16 protein-coding genes are annotated in these 17,390 nt (G+C 70.5%); 11 read left to right on the top strand and 5 right to left on the bottom strand.

Features of this window, described 5'->3' with window-relative positions; translation table 11 throughout:
- The 7 genes from nadC to ACZ4SW_RS31915 all read left to right on the top strand — a co-directional run bounded on the left by nadC (position 1) and on the right by ACZ4SW_RS31915 (position 4,754).
- Positions 1-978 (top strand): carboxylating nicotinate-nucleotide diphosphorylase, encoded by a 978-nt coding sequence (gene nadC, locus ACZ4SW_RS31945; RefSeq protein WP_468252341.1) that lies wholly within the window; start codon positions 1-3, stop codon positions 976-978.
- 11 nt (positions 979-989) lie between these two features.
- Positions 990-1,793 carry a type III pantothenate kinase gene (locus tag ACZ4SW_RS31940; RefSeq protein WP_468252340.1) on the top strand — a complete coding sequence of 268 codons (804 nt, stop codon included), beginning with the start codon at positions 990-992 and terminating at the stop codon, positions 1,791-1,793.
- A gap of 197 nt (positions 1,794-1,990) precedes the next feature.
- Positions 1,991-2,650: a hypothetical protein gene (locus ACZ4SW_RS31935; protein WP_468252338.1), complete on the top strand. Its 660-nt coding sequence runs from the start codon at positions 1,991-1,993 to the stop codon at positions 2,648-2,650.
- Positions 2,651-2,797: 147 nt separating this feature from the next.
- Positions 2,798-2,977 carry a hypothetical protein gene (locus tag ACZ4SW_RS31930; protein WP_468252337.1) on the top strand — a complete coding sequence of 60 codons (180 nt, stop codon included), beginning with the start codon at positions 2,798-2,800 and terminating at the stop codon, positions 2,975-2,977.
- A 214-nt stretch (positions 2,978-3,191) separates the two neighbouring features.
- Entirely contained in the window at positions 3,192-3,620 is a 429-nt protein-coding gene (locus ACZ4SW_RS31925) for a BlaI/MecI/CopY family transcriptional regulator (protein WP_468252440.1), read from the top strand.
- 9 nt (positions 3,621-3,629) lie between these two features.
- On the top strand, positions 3,630-4,163 hold the full coding sequence (locus ACZ4SW_RS31920) for an amino-acid N-acetyltransferase (protein ID WP_468252335.1): 534 nt from the start codon (positions 3,630-3,632) through the stop codon (positions 4,161-4,163).
- Positions 4,164-4,415: 252 nt separating this feature from the next.
- Entirely contained in the window at positions 4,416-4,754 is a 339-nt protein-coding gene (locus tag ACZ4SW_RS31915) for a histone-like nucleoid-structuring protein Lsr2 (RefSeq protein WP_468252334.1), read from the top strand.
- Here ACZ4SW_RS31915 and ACZ4SW_RS31910 read toward each other — a convergent pair.
- Positions 4,733-5,359 carry an SCO3374 family protein gene (locus tag ACZ4SW_RS31910; RefSeq protein ID WP_468252332.1) on the bottom strand — a complete coding sequence of 209 codons (627 nt, stop codon included), beginning with the start codon at positions 5,357-5,359 and terminating at the stop codon, positions 4,733-4,735. The two genes, ACZ4SW_RS31915 and ACZ4SW_RS31910, sit on opposite strands and share 22 nt — an antisense overlap.
- Before the next feature lie 439 nt (positions 5,360-5,798).
- On the opposite strand from ACZ4SW_RS31910, the gene ACZ4SW_RS31905 reads away from it, so the two are divergent.
- Positions 5,799-8,321 (top strand): ATP-dependent Clp protease ATP-binding subunit, encoded by a 2,523-nt coding sequence (locus ACZ4SW_RS31905; RefSeq protein ID WP_468252331.1) that lies wholly within the window; start codon positions 5,799-5,801, stop codon positions 8,319-8,321.
- Between the two features lie 99 nt (positions 8,322-8,420).
- Here the strand turns inward: ACZ4SW_RS31905 and ACZ4SW_RS31900 are convergent, their stop codons facing one another.
- Both ACZ4SW_RS31900 and ACZ4SW_RS31895 read right to left on the bottom strand, forming a co-directional pair.
- Positions 8,421-11,537 (bottom strand): NACHT domain-containing protein, encoded by a 3,117-nt coding sequence (locus ACZ4SW_RS31900; protein ID WP_468252329.1) that lies wholly within the window; start codon positions 11,535-11,537, stop codon positions 8,421-8,423.
- 237 nt (positions 11,538-11,774) lie between these two features.
- The gene (locus tag ACZ4SW_RS31895; protein ID WP_468252328.1) at positions 11,775-12,374 is read right to left on the bottom strand and encodes a TetR/AcrR family transcriptional regulator; all 600 of its coding nucleotides are present in this window, start codon (positions 12,372-12,374) and stop codon (positions 11,775-11,777) included.
- Between the two features lie 169 nt (positions 12,375-12,543).
- Between ACZ4SW_RS31895 and ACZ4SW_RS31890 the strand changes: the two genes are divergently transcribed.
- The 3 genes from ACZ4SW_RS31890 to ACZ4SW_RS31880 all read left to right on the top strand — a co-directional run bounded on the left by ACZ4SW_RS31890 (position 12,544) and on the right by ACZ4SW_RS31880 (position 15,308).
- Complete coding sequence (locus ACZ4SW_RS31890) at positions 12,544-14,139, top strand: MDR family MFS transporter (protein WP_468252326.1); 1,596 nt, start codon at positions 12,544-12,546, stop codon at positions 14,137-14,139.
- 184 nt (positions 14,140-14,323) lie between these two features.
- A complete protein-coding gene (locus tag ACZ4SW_RS31885) occupies positions 14,324-14,800 on the top strand; it encodes a helix-turn-helix transcriptional regulator (RefSeq protein WP_468252439.1) in 477 nt (158 codons plus the stop codon).
- A 61-nt stretch (positions 14,801-14,861) separates the two neighbouring features.
- On the top strand, positions 14,862-15,308 hold the full coding sequence (locus ACZ4SW_RS31880; RefSeq protein ID WP_468252325.1) for a VOC family protein: 447 nt from the start codon (positions 14,862-14,864) through the stop codon (positions 15,306-15,308).
- Between the two features lie 12 nt (positions 15,309-15,320).
- On the opposite strand, the gene cseC is transcribed toward ACZ4SW_RS31880, so the two are convergent.
- Both cseC and cseB read right to left on the bottom strand, forming a co-directional pair.
- The gene (gene cseC / locus ACZ4SW_RS31875; RefSeq protein WP_468252437.1) at positions 15,321-16,661 is read right to left on the bottom strand and encodes a two-component system sensor histidine kinase CseC; all 1,341 of its coding nucleotides are present in this window, start codon (positions 16,659-16,661) and stop codon (positions 15,321-15,323) included.
- A 14-nt stretch (positions 16,662-16,675) separates the two neighbouring features.
- On the bottom strand, positions 16,676-17,380 hold the full coding sequence (gene cseB, locus ACZ4SW_RS31870; RefSeq protein WP_468252323.1) for a two-component system response regulator CseB: 705 nt from the start codon (positions 17,378-17,380) through the stop codon (positions 16,676-16,678).
- Between the last annotated feature and the right edge of the window lie 10 nt (positions 17,381-17,390).

Genomic DNA, 17,390 nt, shown 5'->3' with positions numbered 1-17,390 from the left:
GTGAGCACCGACGACCTCCCCCTCGCCTCGAACGGCGGCTGCGGCGACGGCTGCGCCTGCGGCGCCGACGGCGACGAGGAATACCTGGAGTGCGGGCTCGACCCCGCGCTCGCCCAGCTCCTGGCCGACGCCGGGCTCGACCCGGTCGAGGTCGAGGACATCGCCAACGTCGCCATCCAGGAGGACCTGGACCAGGGCGTGGACGTGACGACGGTCGCGACGATCCCCGAGGACGCGGTCGCCACCGGCGACTTCACCGCACGCGAGGCGGGCGTCGTGGCGGGCCTCAGGGTCGCCGAGGCCGTGATCTCTGTGGTGTGCACCGACGAGTTCGAGGTCGATCGCCACGTGGACGACGGCGACCGGGTGGAGGCCGGCCAGAAGCTGCTGACCGTCACCACCCGCACCCGCGACCTGCTCACCGCCGAGCGCAGCGCGCTGAACATCCTGTGCCGCCTGTCCGGCATCGCGACGGCCACGCGCGCGTGGGCGGACGCCCTGGAGGGCACCAAGACGCGCGTACGGGACACCCGCAAGACGACGCCGGGCCTGCGCTCCCTGGAGAAGTTCGCGGTCCGCTGCGGCGGCGGCGTCAACCACCGCATGTCCCTGTCGGACGCGGCCCTGGTGAAGGACAACCACGTCGTGGCCGCCGGAGGCGTGGCCCAGGCCTTCCAGGCGGTCCGGGAGATGTTCCCGGACGTGCCCATCGAGGTCGAGGTGGACACCCTGCACCAGCTCCGCGAGGTCGTCGACGCGGGCGCGGACCTGATCCTCCTGGACAACTTCACGCCCGGCGAGTGCGAGGAGGCGGTGGCGATCACCGGCGGCCGCGCCCTGCTGGAGGCCTCGGGCCGTCTGACCCTTCAGAACGCCAAGGCGTACGCCGACACCGGCGTCGACTTCCTCGCGGTAGGGGCGCTCACGCACTCCTCCCCGATCCTGGACATCGGCCTGGACCTGCGAGCGGCGGAGTAGGTAGAGCCCCCATGCTGCTGACCATCGACGTAGGCAACACACATACCGTCCTCGGCCTGTTCGACGGCGAGGAGATCGTCGAACACTGGCGCATCTCCACCGACGCCCGCCGCACCGCCGACGAGCTGGCGGTCCTCCTCCAGGGCCTGATGGGCATGCACCCGCTGCTCGGCGACGACCTGGGCGACGGCATCGACGGCATCGCCATCTGCTCGACGGTCCCCTCCGTCCTGCACGAACTGCGCGAGGTCACCCGCCGCTACTACGGCGACGTCCCCGCCGTCCTGGTCGAGCCCGGCGTCAAGACGGGCGTGCCGATCCTGATGGACCAGCCCAAGGAGGTCGGCGCCGACCGCATCATCAACGCGGTCGCGGCGGTCGAGCTCTACGGCGGCCCGGCGATCGTGGTGGACTTCGGCACGGCGACGACGTTCGACGCGGTCTCGGCGCGCGGCGAGTACACCGGCGGTGTGATCGCACCCGGCATCGAGATCTCCGTCGAGGCCCTGGGCGTCCGCGGCGCCCAGCTCCGCAAGATCGAACTGGCCCGTCCCCGCGCGGTGATCGGCAAGAACACGGTCGAGGCGATGCAGGCGGGCATCGTCTACGGCTTCGCGGGCCAGGTGGACGGCGTGGTCACCCGTATGGCGAGAGAACTGGCGGACGACCCGGACGACGTCACGGTCATCGCGACGGGCGGCCTGGCCCCCATGGTCCTCGGCGAGTCCACGGTGATCGACGAACACGAACCGTGGCTGACCCTGATCGGCCTGCGGTTGGTGTACGAACGGAACGTGTCCCGTACGGCCGGCTGAAGGTCCCTGAAAGGGGCGCGGGGCTGTGCCGGCCGTGGTTGCGCCGCGTGGGCGCGGCACACCTCGACGAAGCGCACTCGCCGCAAGGCGAACAGTTCGACGGCGAACCGGCGCACCCCGCCCCCACCTGGGGGAACTCCAGAGCGACACGGCACCCGGAGAGACCTGTTTTGTCCGATTAGCGGTAGCGTCCCCGCATGCCCACGCCACACGGATCCCGAGGCGCCCTGGCCTTCGGCGCGGAGGAGCTGCGCGTGCTCCGCCGCGCCCTCGCCCTCGCCCTGAACCCCCGCACCGCTTCCGCCGAGGACGTCCAGGACTGCCTCCGCCTCGCCGAGTCCGTCGACGAGGCGGTGCGCGAGAGTGACCGCCTGAGGGCCTTCCTGCTGGCCGACCTCGCCCGCTACCGCTCGGCCCTGCCCGGCGCCGCCGGCGGCTACCTCAGCCTCCTCCAGGACGCCCTGCGTGCCGGCTACCGCCCGGTCCCGGACGACCTCGCGGCGCTGCGCGCCCTGCGCGGCACCCCCCTGGCCACCGCCCTGCTCGACCGCTGCCGGTCCCTCGCCGAGCCGGACGTGCGCGTGCACCTCACCCCTCGCCGGGCCGTGGTCCCCGTCTGCCGTACGCGTCTGACGGCGCTCCCCGGCGGCCGCGCCACCGAGGAGGAGCGGCCCGAGGAACCGGCCCGCAAACCCGAGCGGAAGCCGGAGCACAAGCCCGAGAAACCCGCCCCCCGCCGCGAACCGCAGAGCCCGCGCCCGGCGCGCCGCCCGATCCCGACCCCCGGCGAGGTCTTCCCGCCCAAGCGGAAGCCGACCCCTCCGAACCACTCCCACGGGCGGCTCGCGGCCGGCTAGATGGGCTGTCCCGGGACGAAGCGACCGACCGGACACGGGACGAAGCGGCCGGCCGGACCCGCCACAGAGCCGCCTGCCGGACCCGGCGCAAACCGGTGAGGCCCACCCGAGCGGGATGCATCGGACACCCCTGGCTACTCTTGAGCCATGGACTACGTCTCCGCGCTCGTGCCCCCGGTCGTCATGGCCGTGTTCTTCATCGGGCTCATCCGGGTGATCGTGAAGACCCAGGGCGGCGCCAACAAGGCCAAGGAGGACGCCGCCGTCGACGCGGCCCTCGCGCACGCGGAAAGCGCCCCCCGGAAGTCCGGGGACGCCGACGTCTGACCGGGCCGGGCCTTGTGGGCCCGCCCGCCTCGTGGACGTCACCTGGTGCCACCAGGGCGTACGACCCATGGCTTGCGCAGCAACGCCTTCGGGAACCGTGCGCCCTTTTTGCTGCGGTTTGCCCGTTAAGTGCACGTCCGGCAAGCCATTGGCGACTTCTCCCACTATTGTGCTGAACGTGCCCCGGCCATTGGGAGAACTCGAAGACGCGGTCATGACGCGGGTGTGGAAGTGGAACCGCCCGGTGACCGTTCGAGAAGTCCTGGAAGACCTTCAGCAGGAACGGTCCATCGCCTACACCACGGTGATGACCGTTTTGGACAATCTCCATCAGAAGGGCTGGGTCCGCCGGGAAGCGGAAGGCCGGGCCTATCGATATGAGGCGGTCTCCACCCGTGCCGCCTACGCGGCCGCGCTGATGAACGACGCCTGGTCGCAGAGCGACAACCCGGCCGCCGCGCTCGTCGCCTTCTTCGGCATGATGAGCGAGGAACAGAGACAGGCACTCCGTGACGCGGTGCGCATCGTGCAGGGCCCGGAGAGCGCCCAGGAGCCCCCGAGTGCCGAAACGGGTCCCGAGAACCCGCCCGGGACGCCCGAGGAGAACAACCCCGCCTCGGCCGAGGGCGGCGCCGGGCGATAGCGTCCGGTCATGCCAGCGAAGAGCCCCGAAGCCACCGGAAAAGCCATCACCGTCCGACGGGCCAGGACGAGCGATGTCCCGGCGGTGCGCCGCCTCCTCGACTCCTACGTCCGCCGCGGCATCCTGCTCGACAAAGCGACCGTCACTCTTTACGAGGACATCCAGGAGTTCTGGGTCGCGGAACGCGACGACAACGGCGAGGTCGTGGGCTGCGGCGCCCTGCACGTGATGTGGGAGGACCTCGCGGAAGTCCGCACTCTCGCGGTGATGCCCGAGGCCAGGGGCCTGGGCGTGGGCCACCAGTTGCTGGAGAAGTTGCTGCAGACCGCCCGCTGGCTCGGCGTTCGCCGCGTTTTCTGTCTCACCTTCGAAGTCGACTTCTTCGGGAAGCACGGCTTCGTGGAGATCGGCGAGACGCCCGTGGACCGCGATGTGTACGCCGAGCTGTTGCGTTCCTATGACGAGGGCGTGGCGGAGTTCCTCGGTCTCGAACGAGTGAAACCGAACACCTTGGGCAACAGCCGGATGCTTCTGCATCTGTGATCGACGGCGCGATCGCCAGGGAGTATTCAGCCGTGCTTCAGTCGGACGACCTTGCCCAGGTTCCCTATGTCCGAAACGCGCATGTTTCCGGTCTCCCGGCCGCCCGTCGGTCTCTCCCGGGGGGTTTGTGTTTTTCCGGCAAAAGCGGTTTGCTTTCCGACGTACTGCAGTACTGCATATAACAGGGGACGCGAAACGGGCGGCACCGGCCGCAGACCCTCGGCCCTGAAGTTATCGATGAAAGGAAATCCGGTGGCACAGAAGGTTCAGGTCCTTCTTGTCGACGACCTCGACGGTGGCGAGGCGGACGAGACCGTTACGTTCGCACTGGACGGCAAGACGTACGAGATCGATCTCACGACCGCCAACGCGGACAAGCTGCGCGGCCTTCTCGAGCCCTATGTGAAGGGCGGTCGTCGTACCGGAGGCCGTGCTTCGGGCGGGCGTGGAAAGGCCCGTGCGGCCGCTTCCGGTGGCAGCCAGGACACCGCGCAGATCCGCGCCTGGGCGAGGGAGAACGGCTACGAGGTCAACGACCGCGGCCGTGTCCCGGCGAACATCCGCGAGGCCTACGAGAAGGCGATGGGCTGAGCGCACGCGCGCCGCAGCCGGACCCGGTGGCACTGCGTCGCCACCGTGTCGACCAGCCTTACCAGATCGGGGGCGCTCCCGACGCCCCCCATGGCCGACAGCGTCGGCAGCACGTGTTCGACCTCGCACCCCGGCTCGGGGGGCCGCAGCCAGACGGCGGCCCCCTGTGAAACGGCCCGGTTCAGGGGAAGCGGCCGGGATCCCGGGGTGCCGGCCGGAACCGGGGGCACCGGCCCCGGCGACCGTCCCGGCGGCAGCGGTGCCTCCGTGTGCCCGCCCGCCCCGACGGCCGTGAGGTCCAGGGCCAGCGCGCCCCACTCGAGCCAGTCGAGCAGCCCCGGCAGCTCCTCTGCACTGCCCGCCGCCACCAGCAGCCGCATCCGCCCGGCGCACAGCGCGACCGGGGAGGCGGGCCCCAGATGCCGGAGCGCGGCGAAACCGGCCTCCGCGGGCACCTCCAGCACGTCGAAGCGCACCCCGGTGACCAACCGCACCGGCTCTCCCGGCGCCGTCGTCCAGCCCAGCTCGTCCTCGTACCACCGACGCACCGCGACGCTCGTGCCGGGGCGCACCGGCCGTCGCGGAAGAGGGACCGGGTGGACCATGTGGACCATGTACGGAGCAACCCCCCGGATCGCCCCGAAGTTACGCTGGGTGGCCGATCTGCTGCGGTGAGTGCCGAAAAAAGGGGCGTACAGGGGTGTTCGGCGGCGCAAGGATGTTCGCCCGTAGCGGAGGGAAACGGTGCGCGCCGCATGGAGTGTCGGTGCGGGCGGGTAAGACATCCCTAGTGGGAGGGGGCGTTGTGCAGGAGAGGCCGTCTCACGTTCGCCACGGGCGTACTGGCGAGTGGGGTATCTGCCTGGCCTGCGGGAACATCGTCTCGCACCATCGGGTTGGAGCAGATGTCGGCGTTCGGGGTCAGGAGGCCAAGGACGGTGTCGGCAGTTGGAATGAGCGGTCCCCGCTTGCGGGACTAAGCTGCGGAAGGACAGGGAGGGGAAGTTCCCCCCACTGCCTGACCGCTCTGAGGAGCGATTAACGATGTTCGAGAGGTTCACCGACCGCGCGCGGCGGGTTGTCGTCCTGGCTCAGGAAGAAGCCCGGATGCTCAACCACAACTACATCGGCACCGAGCACATCCTCCTGGGCCTGATCCACGAGGGTGAGGGTGTCGCCGCTAAGGCCCTGGAGAGCCTCGGGATTTCGCTCGAGGCGGTCCGCCAGCAGGTGGAGGAGATCATCGGCCAGGGCCAGCAGGCCCCGTCCGGGCACATCCCCTTCACCCCCCGTGCCAAGAAGGTCCTGGAGCTGTCGCTCCGCGAGGCCCTTCAGCTGGGCCACAACTACATCGGCACGGAGCACATCCTGCTCGGCCTGATCCGCGAGGGCGAGGGCGTCGCCGCCCAGGTCCTGGTCAAGCTCGGAGCAGACCTCAACCGTGTCCGCCAGCAGGTCATCCAGCTGCTGTCGGGCTACCAGGGCAAGGAGACCGCCGCCGCGGGCGGCCCGGCCGAGGGCACGCCCTCGACCTCTCTCGTCCTGGACCAGTTCGGCCGGAACCTCACCCAGGCCGCTCGTGAGTCCAAGCTCGACCCGGTCATCGGGCGCGAGAAGGAGATCGAGCGGGTCATGCAGGTGCTGTCCCGCCGTACCAAGAACAACCCGGTGCTCATCGGCGAGCCCGGCGTCGGCAAGACGGCGGTCGTCGAGGGCCTGGCGCAGGCCATCGTCAAGGGCGAGGTGCCCGAGACCCTCAAGGACAAGCACCTCTACACCCTGGACCTCGGCGCGCTGGTCGCCGGCTCCCGCTACCGCGGTGACTTCGAGGAGCGCCTGAAGAAGGTGCTCAAGGAGATCCGGACCCGCGGCGACATCATCCTGTTCATCGACGAGCTGCACACGCTGGTCGGTGCGGGTGCCGCCGAGGGCGCCATCGACGCGGCCTCCATCCTGAAGCCGATGCTGGCCCGCGGTGAGCTGCAGACCATCGGCGCCACCACGCTCGACGAGTACCGCAAGCACCTGGAGAAGGACGCGGCCCTGGAGCGCCGCTTCCAGCCCATCCAGGTCGCGGAGCCGTCGCTGCCGCACACCATCGAGATCCTCAAGGGTCTGCGCGACCGTTACGAGGCGCACCACCGCGTCTCCATCACGGACGAGGCCCTGGTCCAGGCCGCCACCCTGGCCGACCGCTACATCTCGGACCGCTTCCTGCCGGACAAGGCGATCGACCTGATCGACGAGGCCGGATCGAGGATGCGCATCCGCCGGATGACCGCGCCGCCGGACCTCCGCGAGTTCGACGAGAAGATCGCGGCCGTCCGCCGGGACAAGGAGTCCGCGATCGACTCCCAAGACTTCGAGAAGGCGGCTTCTCTCCGCGACAAGGAGAAGCAGCTGCTCGCCGCGAAGGCCAAGCGGGAGAAGGAGTGGAAGGCCGGCGACATGGACGTCGTCGCCGAGGTCGACGGCGAGCTGATCGCCGAGGTGCTGGCCACGGCCACGGGCATCCCGGTCTTCAAGCTCACCGAGGAGGAGTCCAGCCGCCTGCTCCGCATGGAGGACGAGCTCCACAAGCGGGTCATCGGCCAGGTGGACGCCGTCAAGGCGCTGTCGAAGGCGATCCGCCGTACGCGTGCGGGTCTGAAGGACCCGAAGCGTCCGGGTGGCTCGTTCATCTTCGCCGGCCCGTCCGGTGTCGGTAAGACCGAGCTGTCCAAGGCGCTGGCGGAGTTCCTGTTCGGCGACGAGGACGCGCTGATCTCCCTCGACATGTCGGAGTTCAGCGAGAAGCACACGGTCTCCCGTCTGTTCGGTTCGCCCCCCGGCTACGTCGGCTACGAGGAGGGCGGCCAGCTCACGGAGAAGGTGCGCCGCAAGCCGTTCTCGGTCGTCCTCTTCGACGAGGTCGAGAAGGCCCACCCGGACATCTTCAACTCGCTGCTGCAGATCCTGGAGGACGGTCGCCTGACCGACTCCCAGGGCCGGGTCGTGGACTTCAAGAACACGGTCATCATCATGACGACCAACCTCGGCACCCGGGACATCTCCAAGGGCTTCAACCTCGGCTTCGCCGCCGCGGGCGACACGAAGACCAACTACGAGCGCATGAAGAACAAGGTGTCGGACGAGCTCAAGCAGCACTTCCGCCCCGAGTTCCTCAACCGCGTCGACGACGTGGTGGTCTTCCCGCAGCTCACCCAGGACGACATCCTGGCGATCGTCGACCTGATGATCAGCAAGGTCGACGAGCGGCTCAAGGACCGGGACATGGGCATCGAGCTCGCCCAGTCCGCGAAGGAGCTGCTGGCGAAGAAGGGCTACGACCCGGTGCTGGGCGCCCGGCCGCTGCGCCGCACGATCCAGCGCGAGATCGAGGACACGCTGTCCGAGAAGATCCTCTTCGGGGAGCTGCGTCCGGGCCACATCGTGGTCGTCGACACGGAGGGCGAGGGCGACGCCCAGAAGTTCACCTTCCGTGGTGAGGAGAAGTCGGCTCTGCCGGACGTTCCGCCGATCGAGCAGGCGGCCGGTGGCGGTCCGAACCTGAGCAAGGACGCGTAACCCTCCGGGGTGTCGCCGAAGGGGCTGCCCCGGGACTTCGGTCCCGGGGCAGCCCCTTTTCGTGCGGTCAGAGCTTCGTGCGGTCAGAGCTTTGTGCGGTCAGAGCACGCTGGCGGTCTTCTCGACGACGGGCGGGCACGGCAGGAGATCGCGGACGTGGGCGGGTACGTCGGAGACCTCAGGTGCGAGATGGAGGACGACGGTGCGCACACCGGGAAAGAGCGTGCGGAGTCCCGAGAGGTCCTCGTTCCCGGTGAACCCGTTCAGTCGCAGCCGGGTGACATGGGGCAGGACCGGGCCGGCCGCCCATCCGGTCGAATTCCAGTTGAGGCGCAGTTCCTCCAGCGCGGGGAGCGCCGCCACTTCCTCGAAGTCGGCCGGGGCGAGGGGTTCGGGCAGTGTGGCAAGGCTGAGCTTCTTCAAGGTCCGCATGTGCCGTAGCCCGCGCAGGGCGGTCGACCGCAGGGCGTTCCTGCTGAAGCGCAGGTATTCCAGTGGAACGTCGCGGGGAAGAGCGGCGTCGACCGAGTCGGCGTGCAGAGGCATGCCGACGGCAAGGGCGCGCAGGCTGGACGAGGCCGACAACTCGCTCAGGGCGTCCGTCCGCTCCAGACCGGGCAGGTGTCCTCTGAGCGCGAGGAAGCCGAGCGGCAGCGCGGTGAGCGCGGCCAGCCCGTCCACGCCCGGACCCAGGCTGCCGAGGTCCAGACGGGTGAGCGTGTCCTGGTCCCGCAGGAACTCCAGACCGGAGAGCACGCCGTTCTCGCTCACGACGAGGCTCTGCAACTGGCCCGGGCGCAGTGTGCGCCGGATGTCCTCCGAGCGGAGGTTCCCGACGACCTGGAGGAGACCGGGCCCGCCCAGGTCCCGCAGGGCGCACAGTTCCGCCACGGAACGAGCCGTGAAGAACAGGCCGTCCGGCCGCAGATGCGCGATCACCTCCTCCGCGTACCGCTCGGTGTCGAACCGGTGCCAGGTCCACGTGAGCTGGGCCCGCACCGGCAGCGACGGATGCGACCGGAAGCGGGCCAGCACCGCGATGGCCGCCTCCGTGCCGATCAGTGACGCGGTGATCACCACGGCTCTCGCCTCCGCGTCCGTCAGCCCCTCAGGGCCCGGAAGCAGTTCCAGGACGAGGGGTCCGGCTTCGGCGAGGGCGCGGGCCTCCGCCGTCGTACGGGGCGGGATGAGCGCGGCGGCGTCGGACTCCACCCGGGCGCGGACACGGGGGTCGAGTTCCGTCGCGTGTTCCAGCGAGGCGAGCGCGAGGAGCCGGATCCGCGTCCGGGCCGCTCCCGGGGCCCGGTCGGCCGAGGCGCTCAGGTCGCCCAGCAGTTCGGCCCGCTCCCGCGGCCGCGCGTGCGTCACCGCCATACGGATCACGTCCGCCCACTGCTCGTCGACCGCGCCCCGCACCAGCAGCCCGAAGTCCCCGTCCTCGACCGCCGCCTTCGCGCCCAGGTAGTCCTGGAAGGTGCGGTGGACGAACTCCACCGTGCCGAGGGCGGGCTCCCGTAGCAGCCCGCTGCGGACCAGGAGGTGGCGCAGGATCTGCCCGGCGTCGCCCTGGGAGGCGGCGGCCGGCAGCGAGGGCAGCACGTCGGCGATGATCCGTTCCGCGCGCTCGCGGTCCATCTCGGACTGGTTGTTGCGGATCAGCCAGTACGCCAGGCGCTGCAGTAGCTGGATCTGCGGCGCCTCGGTCAGGTGGATGCCGTCGTGCCGGACGAACATGTCCCGCTCCTCGTCGCGCCGCGCCAGCAGCATCGACAGGGCCGCCTCGTACAACTCCTGCCTGCCGTGCGGCAGGTACCCCCGCCGGTCCCGGTGCAGGGCGCAGATCAGGCCGCACATCAGCGGGTTGGTGGCGAGGCGGCCGAGGTCCGGTTTGGTGCGTACGGCGTCCAGGAGCGAGTGCTCGTAGTCGTCGAGGCGGTCGGTGTCGGGGGCGCCGATACGGGCCGCGGTGTGCCAGCGGCGGACGAACGCGGCGACGTCGTCGCGGCTCATGGGGGCGAGGGCGAGTTCGGTGAAGCCGTCGGGGGCGAGCCAGTCCTCGCGGACGGCGGAGGGGCGCGAGGTCACGAGCCACTGGTTGCCGGGGTAGACGTCGAGCAGGTCGCGCAGCCAGCGCCGGGTGCGTTCCCGTTCGCGCTCGGGGATCTCGTCCATGCCGTCGACGAGCAGGATCGCGCGGCCGGCGGTGAGGACCCGGTCGGCCCAGCCGGGCGGCTGGGTGGCGTGGAAGGGGACGCGGACGGCGTCCAGGAAGGCGTCGGGCGCCGGCAGCCCGCCGGGGCGGCGCAGGAGGGTGCGCAGCGGCAGGACGAACGGGATCCGGTCGCCGCGTTCGCCGCGGGCCGCGGTCACCGCGAGCCACTGCACCAGCGTGGTCTTGCCGGAGCCCGCGACCCCGCGCAGCAGGACCCGGTCGTGGTCGGCGAGGGCCCGGTCGGCGGGCAGGGCCGCGGAGGCGGTGGCGACACGGGCGTCGGTCGCGTCGTCGGGGCTCAGTGCCTGGAGGCTGAGGTAGGCGGCGTCGAGGGGCCAGCGCTCGGGGGAGTTGACGAGGTCGATGCCGTAGATGGTCAGGTGGCTGTGCTTGGTGGCGACGTAGGCGAGGTAGCGCTGTTCGAAGGCCGGGTCGGTGCCGCCGGCGGGCGGGGTACGGGCGATCAGCTCGTCGATCTTCGCGATGATCTCCGTCTGCCGACGGGTCTGTTCGACGAGGGTGCGCGCCACGAAGGTGGACCGCTGGGTGAAGAAGTGCAGGATGTGCAGGCAGGCGATCTCCAGGACGCGCTCGTAGAAGAGGGTGGCGTCGAGGGAGAGGTCGCGGTCGGGGGTGCCGCTCGCGGCCCGCAGATGCAGGGCGAGGGTCTGGTGGCCCAGCCGCACGGCCTGGACGTCGGTCATGTTGAGGTCGCCGAGGGCGTGCAGGGTGGTGGCCAGGGCGACGATGACGGCGGGCGTCTCGTCCTCGGGCAGCGGGCGTTCGCCGTCCTCCGCGACGGCCCGCCGGACCAGCTCGGTGGCCAGCCTGGTCAGTTCCTTCTCCGCGAGGGCGCGTTTCTCGCCGCGGAACGAGACGAACTGCGAGACGCGCACCGGCTTGTCGACGAGCCCGGCGCCGGGCCCCTCGGTGACGAAGAGGCGCTTCACGAGCGGGGTGACCACGCTGGAGGCCACCTTGACGCCCAGGGCCGCTGGATCCATCTGCTCCCCCGTGCTCGGTCCGTGACGGCGGGTCAGCTTAACCGGTGCCGGGGGTGGTGGTGTACCGCACAGGGGACCGCGCCGCTCGCGGTCGGCCGCCTCCCGCGGACCGACGCGGCGGACGGGCCGGGAGGTCCGCCGCGGCCGGCGTACCGGGTCGGCCCCGGTGACACCGGACACTCCCACGGTCCGCAACCGCCGGGTGCGCGCGGGTCGGAGGCGCCGGGCCGGGTGGCCCTACGACGTCTCGTCGCCCGAGTGGGCCTGCGTGACCAGGTCGATCGCGACCTCCAGGATCGCCTTGCGCTTGTCCTCCTGGTCGGCCTCGATGTCCTGGAAGACGAACATCCCCGCATGCATCGTGAACAGCGCGCTGACGCACCGGACCTGGTCGGTCAGGGAGGCGTCCGGGTCCCGGATGATGTCGCGCATCTGCAGCATCCGGTCCTTGAACTGGTTCCCGATGCTCAGCTCGCGGATCGTCGCCTGGTTCTCCTGCATGAAGCGGAAGAGCGGGGCAGCGCCGGCCAGTGCCTCGCTGTAGCGGCGCAGCACCTCCTGCTTGGTCTCGAGGGTGTGCGGCTGGGCCTTGCCCCATTCGATCAGTTCGTCCATCGGGCGGGTGAGGTCCTCGAAGATGCTGACGAGGATCTCTTCCTTGGTCTTGAAGTGGTAGTAGAGCGCGGCCTTGGTGACGTCCAGGCGCTCGGCGATCTCCCGCAGCGAGGTCTTCTCGTAGCCCTGCTCGGCGAAGAGGTCGAGCGCCACGTCCTGGATGCGCTGGCGGGTGTCCCCGCGGCGCTGGCGCTTGGTGCTTTCCATGGTGGTGCCGCCCATCCTCGACTCCTCGCGCTTTCGGAGACCCTGTGCACGGGCCTCCTGGCCGAGCCTACGAAACTTACTTGACGCCCGGCTAGTTACGGGGCTACCTTCCCCAGTGTAGTGAACTAGCCGGGCGGCAAGTAAGTAGCCGGACGGCCGGCAGTACCTAGGGGAGTTGGGGACCATGGCGGAGAGCGCGGCACCGGCCGCTGGCGGCGAGCAGAGCGAGAAGCAACCTCGGAGCATACGGGTCGTCCTGCTCGCACTCATGATCACGATGATGCTGGCGATGCTCGACAACATGATCGTGGGCACGGCGATGCCGACCATCGTGGGCGAGCTGGGCGGCCTCGAACACCTGTCGTGGGTCGTGACCGCGTACACCCTCGCCACCGCCGCCGCCACTCCGCTGTGGGGCAAGCTCGGCGACATGTACGGGCGCAAGGGCTCGTTCATGACCTCGATCGTGATCTTCCTGGCCGGGTCGGCGCTCAGCGGCATGGCGCAGAACATGGGCCAGCTCATCGGCTTCCGTGCCCTCCAGGGCCTCGGCGCCGGCGGTCTCATGGTCGGCGTCATGGCCATCATCGGCGACCTGATCCCGCCGCGGGAGCGCGGCAAGTACCAGGGCATGATGGCCGGCGTCATGGCGCTCGCGATGATCGGCGGCCCGCTGGTCGGCGGCACCATCACCGACAACTGGGGCTGGCGCTGGGCCTTCTACATCAACCTGCCGCTCGGTGTCGTGGCGCTGGTCGCCATCAGCGCGGTGCTGCACCTGCCGAAGAAGCGCTCCCAGGCCCGTGTCGACTACCTCGGGGCCGCGCTCCTGACCGTCGGCATCACCTCCATCGTGCTGGTCACCACCTGGGGCGGGAGCCAGTACGCGTGGACGTCCGCGCGGATCATGGAGCTGATCGGGATCGGCGTCGCCGCGCTCGTCGGGTTCGTGTTCTGGCAGACCAAGGCCGCCGAACCGGTCGTGCCGCTGCATATCTTCCGCAGCCGGAACTTCTCGCTGATGTCGACGATCGGCTTCATCACCGGGTTCGTGATGTTCGGTGCGACGCTGTTCCTGCCGCTGTACCAGCAGGCCGTGCAGGGCGCGTCGGCGACCAACTCCGGGCTGCTGCTGCTGCCGATGCTCGGCGCCATGCTCGTGGTGTCGATGATCGCGGGGCGGGTCACCACCAACAGCGGGCGTTACAAGGTGTTCCCGCTGGTCGGCAGCGCGCTGATGATCGTGGGCCTGTTCCTGCTGTCGCAGATGGACACGGGGACCAGCCGGTTCACCTCGGGTGTGTACATGGCCGTGCTGGGCGCCGGAATGGGCTGCCTGATGCAGATCACCATGCTGGTGGCCCAGAACAGCGTCGAGATGCGGGACATGGGTGTCGCGTCCTCCTCCACCACCCTCTTCCGTACGCTCGGCTCCTCCTTCGGCGTCGCGATCATGGGCGCGCTGTTCAACAACCGGGTCCAGCACGTGATGGCCGAGCGGGCCGGCGCGCTGGGGTCGAAGATGACCGAGCAGTCGGCGCAGCTCGACGCGAAGAGCCTGCAGAAGCTGCCGGCGGCGGCGCGGGAGGCGTACCAGTACGCGGTGTCCGCGGGCACGCACTCGGCGTTCCTGCTCGGCGCGGTCGTGGGCGTGGTGGCGCTGGTCGCGGCGGTGTTCGTGAAGGAGGTCCCGCTGCGGGGCGCGGGGCCGAACAAGCAGGCCGGGGACGCGGCCGGGGACGCCGCGGAGGTGCCGCCGGCGGTTGCAGAGGCCGTCTGACGGCGGGCTCCGGCCTTGAGGCCCCCGGGTGCACGCACCCGGGGGCCTTCGCCTGTCCGGACGGGCCCGCCCGGACGCTCCTCGCCTCCGCCGCCCGGCTCCGCACGCCCCTCCCCGCCCGGAGGCCGGCCCTTGGGCCCCTCTCCTTGTCAGTGGCGCGTGGCAGCATCGGGGTGTGGACAAGATGCGGCAGCTACGGCTGGCCAAGGACCTGATGGATCGGGACTGGGCCGACCCGGGGCTCGACCTCGGGGCCGTGGCCGACCGGGCCGGATACTCGCGGTACCACTTCCTCCGCGCCTTCAAGGAGGCGTACGGCGAGACGCCCCGGCAGTACCTGACGCACCGGCGGATCGAGCGGGCCGAGGATCTGCTGCGCACCGCCAACCTGTCCGTGACCGAGATCTGCCATCTGGTCGGGTTCAGCAGCGTGGGGACGTTCTCGGCGCGGTTCAAGGCATGGACCGGGCTCACCCCCAGTGAGTACCGCGCCAAGCACGTAGGCCGCGGCGCCGCCCTCATACCCGGGTGTTACGCGATGCTCTGGGCGGGCGGGTTCCGGACGAGTGAGCGGAGCGAGCAGAGCGGTCGAAGCGGGGACGGCCGGGACAGCGGGAACGGCGGACGCAGCATGCGCAGCAATTCCGGAGAAGCGGGGTGAACGCGTCGCTGCTTACCGTGGCAGCGCACACCCCACCCCCTCCGTCTCCCAGGAGCACGCCATGATCAAGGGGCTCGCCATCACCACCGTCTGGGTCCTCGACCAGGACCGGGCCAAGGAGTTCTACACGCAGAAGCTCGGCCTCGAGGTCCGTACGGACATGACCATGGGGGAGGGCGGGATGCGCTGGCTCACCGTCGGCGCCCCCGACCAGCCCGATGTCGAACTGACGCTCATGGTGCCCGGGCCGCCGGCCATGGACCCCGAGTCCGCCGACATGATGAAGAAGCTCATCGCCAAGGGCGCCCTCGGGGCGGGCGTACTGGCCACCGACGACATCCACGGCGACTACAAGAAGCTCAAGGACCGCGGCGTGGAGTTCCTCCAGGAGCCGCAGGAGCGTCCGTACGGCACCGAGGCTCTCTTCCGCGACGACTCCGGCAACTGGTTCTCCTTCACCCAGCGCCGCGACGGTGGCCTGGACTTCGACAAGGAGTGGGCTTCCTGAGAGCCCCGTCGGTCAGCCGCCGGAGAGCGGCAGCACCGGGAAGCTGCCCGTGTTCGTCGGCGCGTGCTCCGGCAGCCACAGCACCGCCACCGCCCCCTCGGCCGGCACGTGCTCCGGCACCCCGGGCGCCCGGATGTTGCGGAACGTCAGCCGGGCGCCCAGCACGCGGGCCTGCCCCGCCGCGATCGTCAGCCCCAGGCCGTGACCCTGGCCCGAGCGGTCCGAGCTGCCCGTACGGAACCGGCTCGGGCCGTCGGCCAGCAGCTCCTCGGGGAAGCCCGGCCCGTGGTCCCGTACGCGGATCACCCGGCCCTCGACGGACACCTCGATGGGCGGCTTGCCGTGCCGTGCCGCGTTCGTCAGCAGGTTGAACAGCACCCGCTCCAGCCGGCGCGGGTCCGTGGTGACCTCCGACTCGTGGATCACCCTGACCTCGACGTCCGCGTCCTTCGCGGCCACCCGCCGGGTCACGAACTCACCGAGCATGATGTCCTGCAGCTCGGCCCGCTCGGACGCGCTGTCCAGACGGGCCACCTCCAGGACGTCCTCCACGAGCGTGCGCATCGCCTTCGCCCGGTCCAACACCAGTTCGGTGGGGCGGCCCGGCGGCAGCAGCTCCGCCGCCGTGAGCAGGCCCGTGACCGGCGTGCGCAGTTCGTGCGCGATGTCCGCCGTCACCCGCCGCTCCGCCTCGAGGCGCTGCTGCAACGCGTCCGCCATCGCATCCACCGCGCGCGCCAGATCGTCCGTCTCGTCGCGTACGACACCGCCGATCGCATCCCGTACGCGGACGTCCGTCTCGCCCTTGGCGACGCGGTTCGCCGCGGCGGCCGCCTTGCGCAGCCGGCCCGAGAGCTGTCCGCCGATCAGCACGCCGAGCGCGGAGCCGCCGAGGACCACCGCGATCGAACCGATGATCAGGGCCTGGTCGAGGTCCTTCATCACGCCGACGCTGCGGTCCGTACGGGTGTGCAGGGACAGTACCCGGCCGTCCTTGAGCGGTACGGCGGCCCAGATGTCCGGCAGCGCGCTCCCGCCCCAGGACACGAAGGTGGCGCGCCGGCCCTGCATGACCTTCTCCAGCAGAGCCCGCGGGATGGCCGGATCGTCGATCTTGGTGCCGAAGGTCTGGGTGCGCCCCGACTCGTACATCCGCTGGGCCACCTGGATGCGCTCGTCGGCGAGGTCGCGCGAGCTGTTCAGCATCGACACCTGCGCCGCGTTGTGCACCACCAGGCTCAACGCGATCGCCACCAGTGCCCCGACCAGGGCGATCGCCGCGCTGAGCTTCCATCTCAGACCGGTGCGTATGGCCGCGTCCTCGGGAACGAGGCGGCCGAGAATCCCCCGCATGCCGCTGTCCCCGTTCACGCCTTCAACTTGTAGCCGAAGCCGCGGACCGTCTCGATCCGGTCCTGGCCGATCTTGGTGCGCAGTCGCTGCACATGGACGTCGACGACACGGGTGTCCCCGCCCCAGCCGTAGTCCCACACCCGCTCCAGCAGCTTGTCGCGGGACAGCACGGTGCCGGGCGCCGAGGAGAACTCGAGCAGCAGCCGCATCTCGGTCGGGGTGAGGGCCACCGGCTGCCCGGCCCGCCGCACCTCCATGCCCTCGGTGTCGACCTCCAGGTCGCCGAAGGTGAGCACCCCGTCGTCCCCGGACGACGTGTCCTCGCCCGCCCGGCCGGCACGGCTCGCGTGCCCGAAGCGCCGCAGCACCGCACGGATGCGGGCGACCAGCACGGCGCCGTCGAAGGGCTTGGTCACGTAGTCGTCGGCACCGGCCTCCAGGCCGAGCACCACGTCGATCGAGTCGGCGCGCGCGGACAGCATGATCACCGGCACGGTGGACTCGTCGCGGATACGGCGGCACAGGCTGACCCCGTCCAGACCGGGCACCATCACGTCCAGCAGGGCGATGTCGGGACGGCGGGCGCGGAACGCCTCCAGGCCCGACAGGCCGTCGGGCATGGCGGTCACCGCGAAGCCGTCCCGCTCGAGGGCGAGCTGGGTGGCCTCGCGGATGACGTCGTCGTCCTCGACGAACAGGACGTGGGTCTGCTCTGCCATCCGCTGCTCT

It is taken from the genome of Streptomyces sp. NPDC028331, from assembly GCF_055565775.1.
This window is presented reverse-complemented; position numbering and strand designations above follow the sequence as displayed.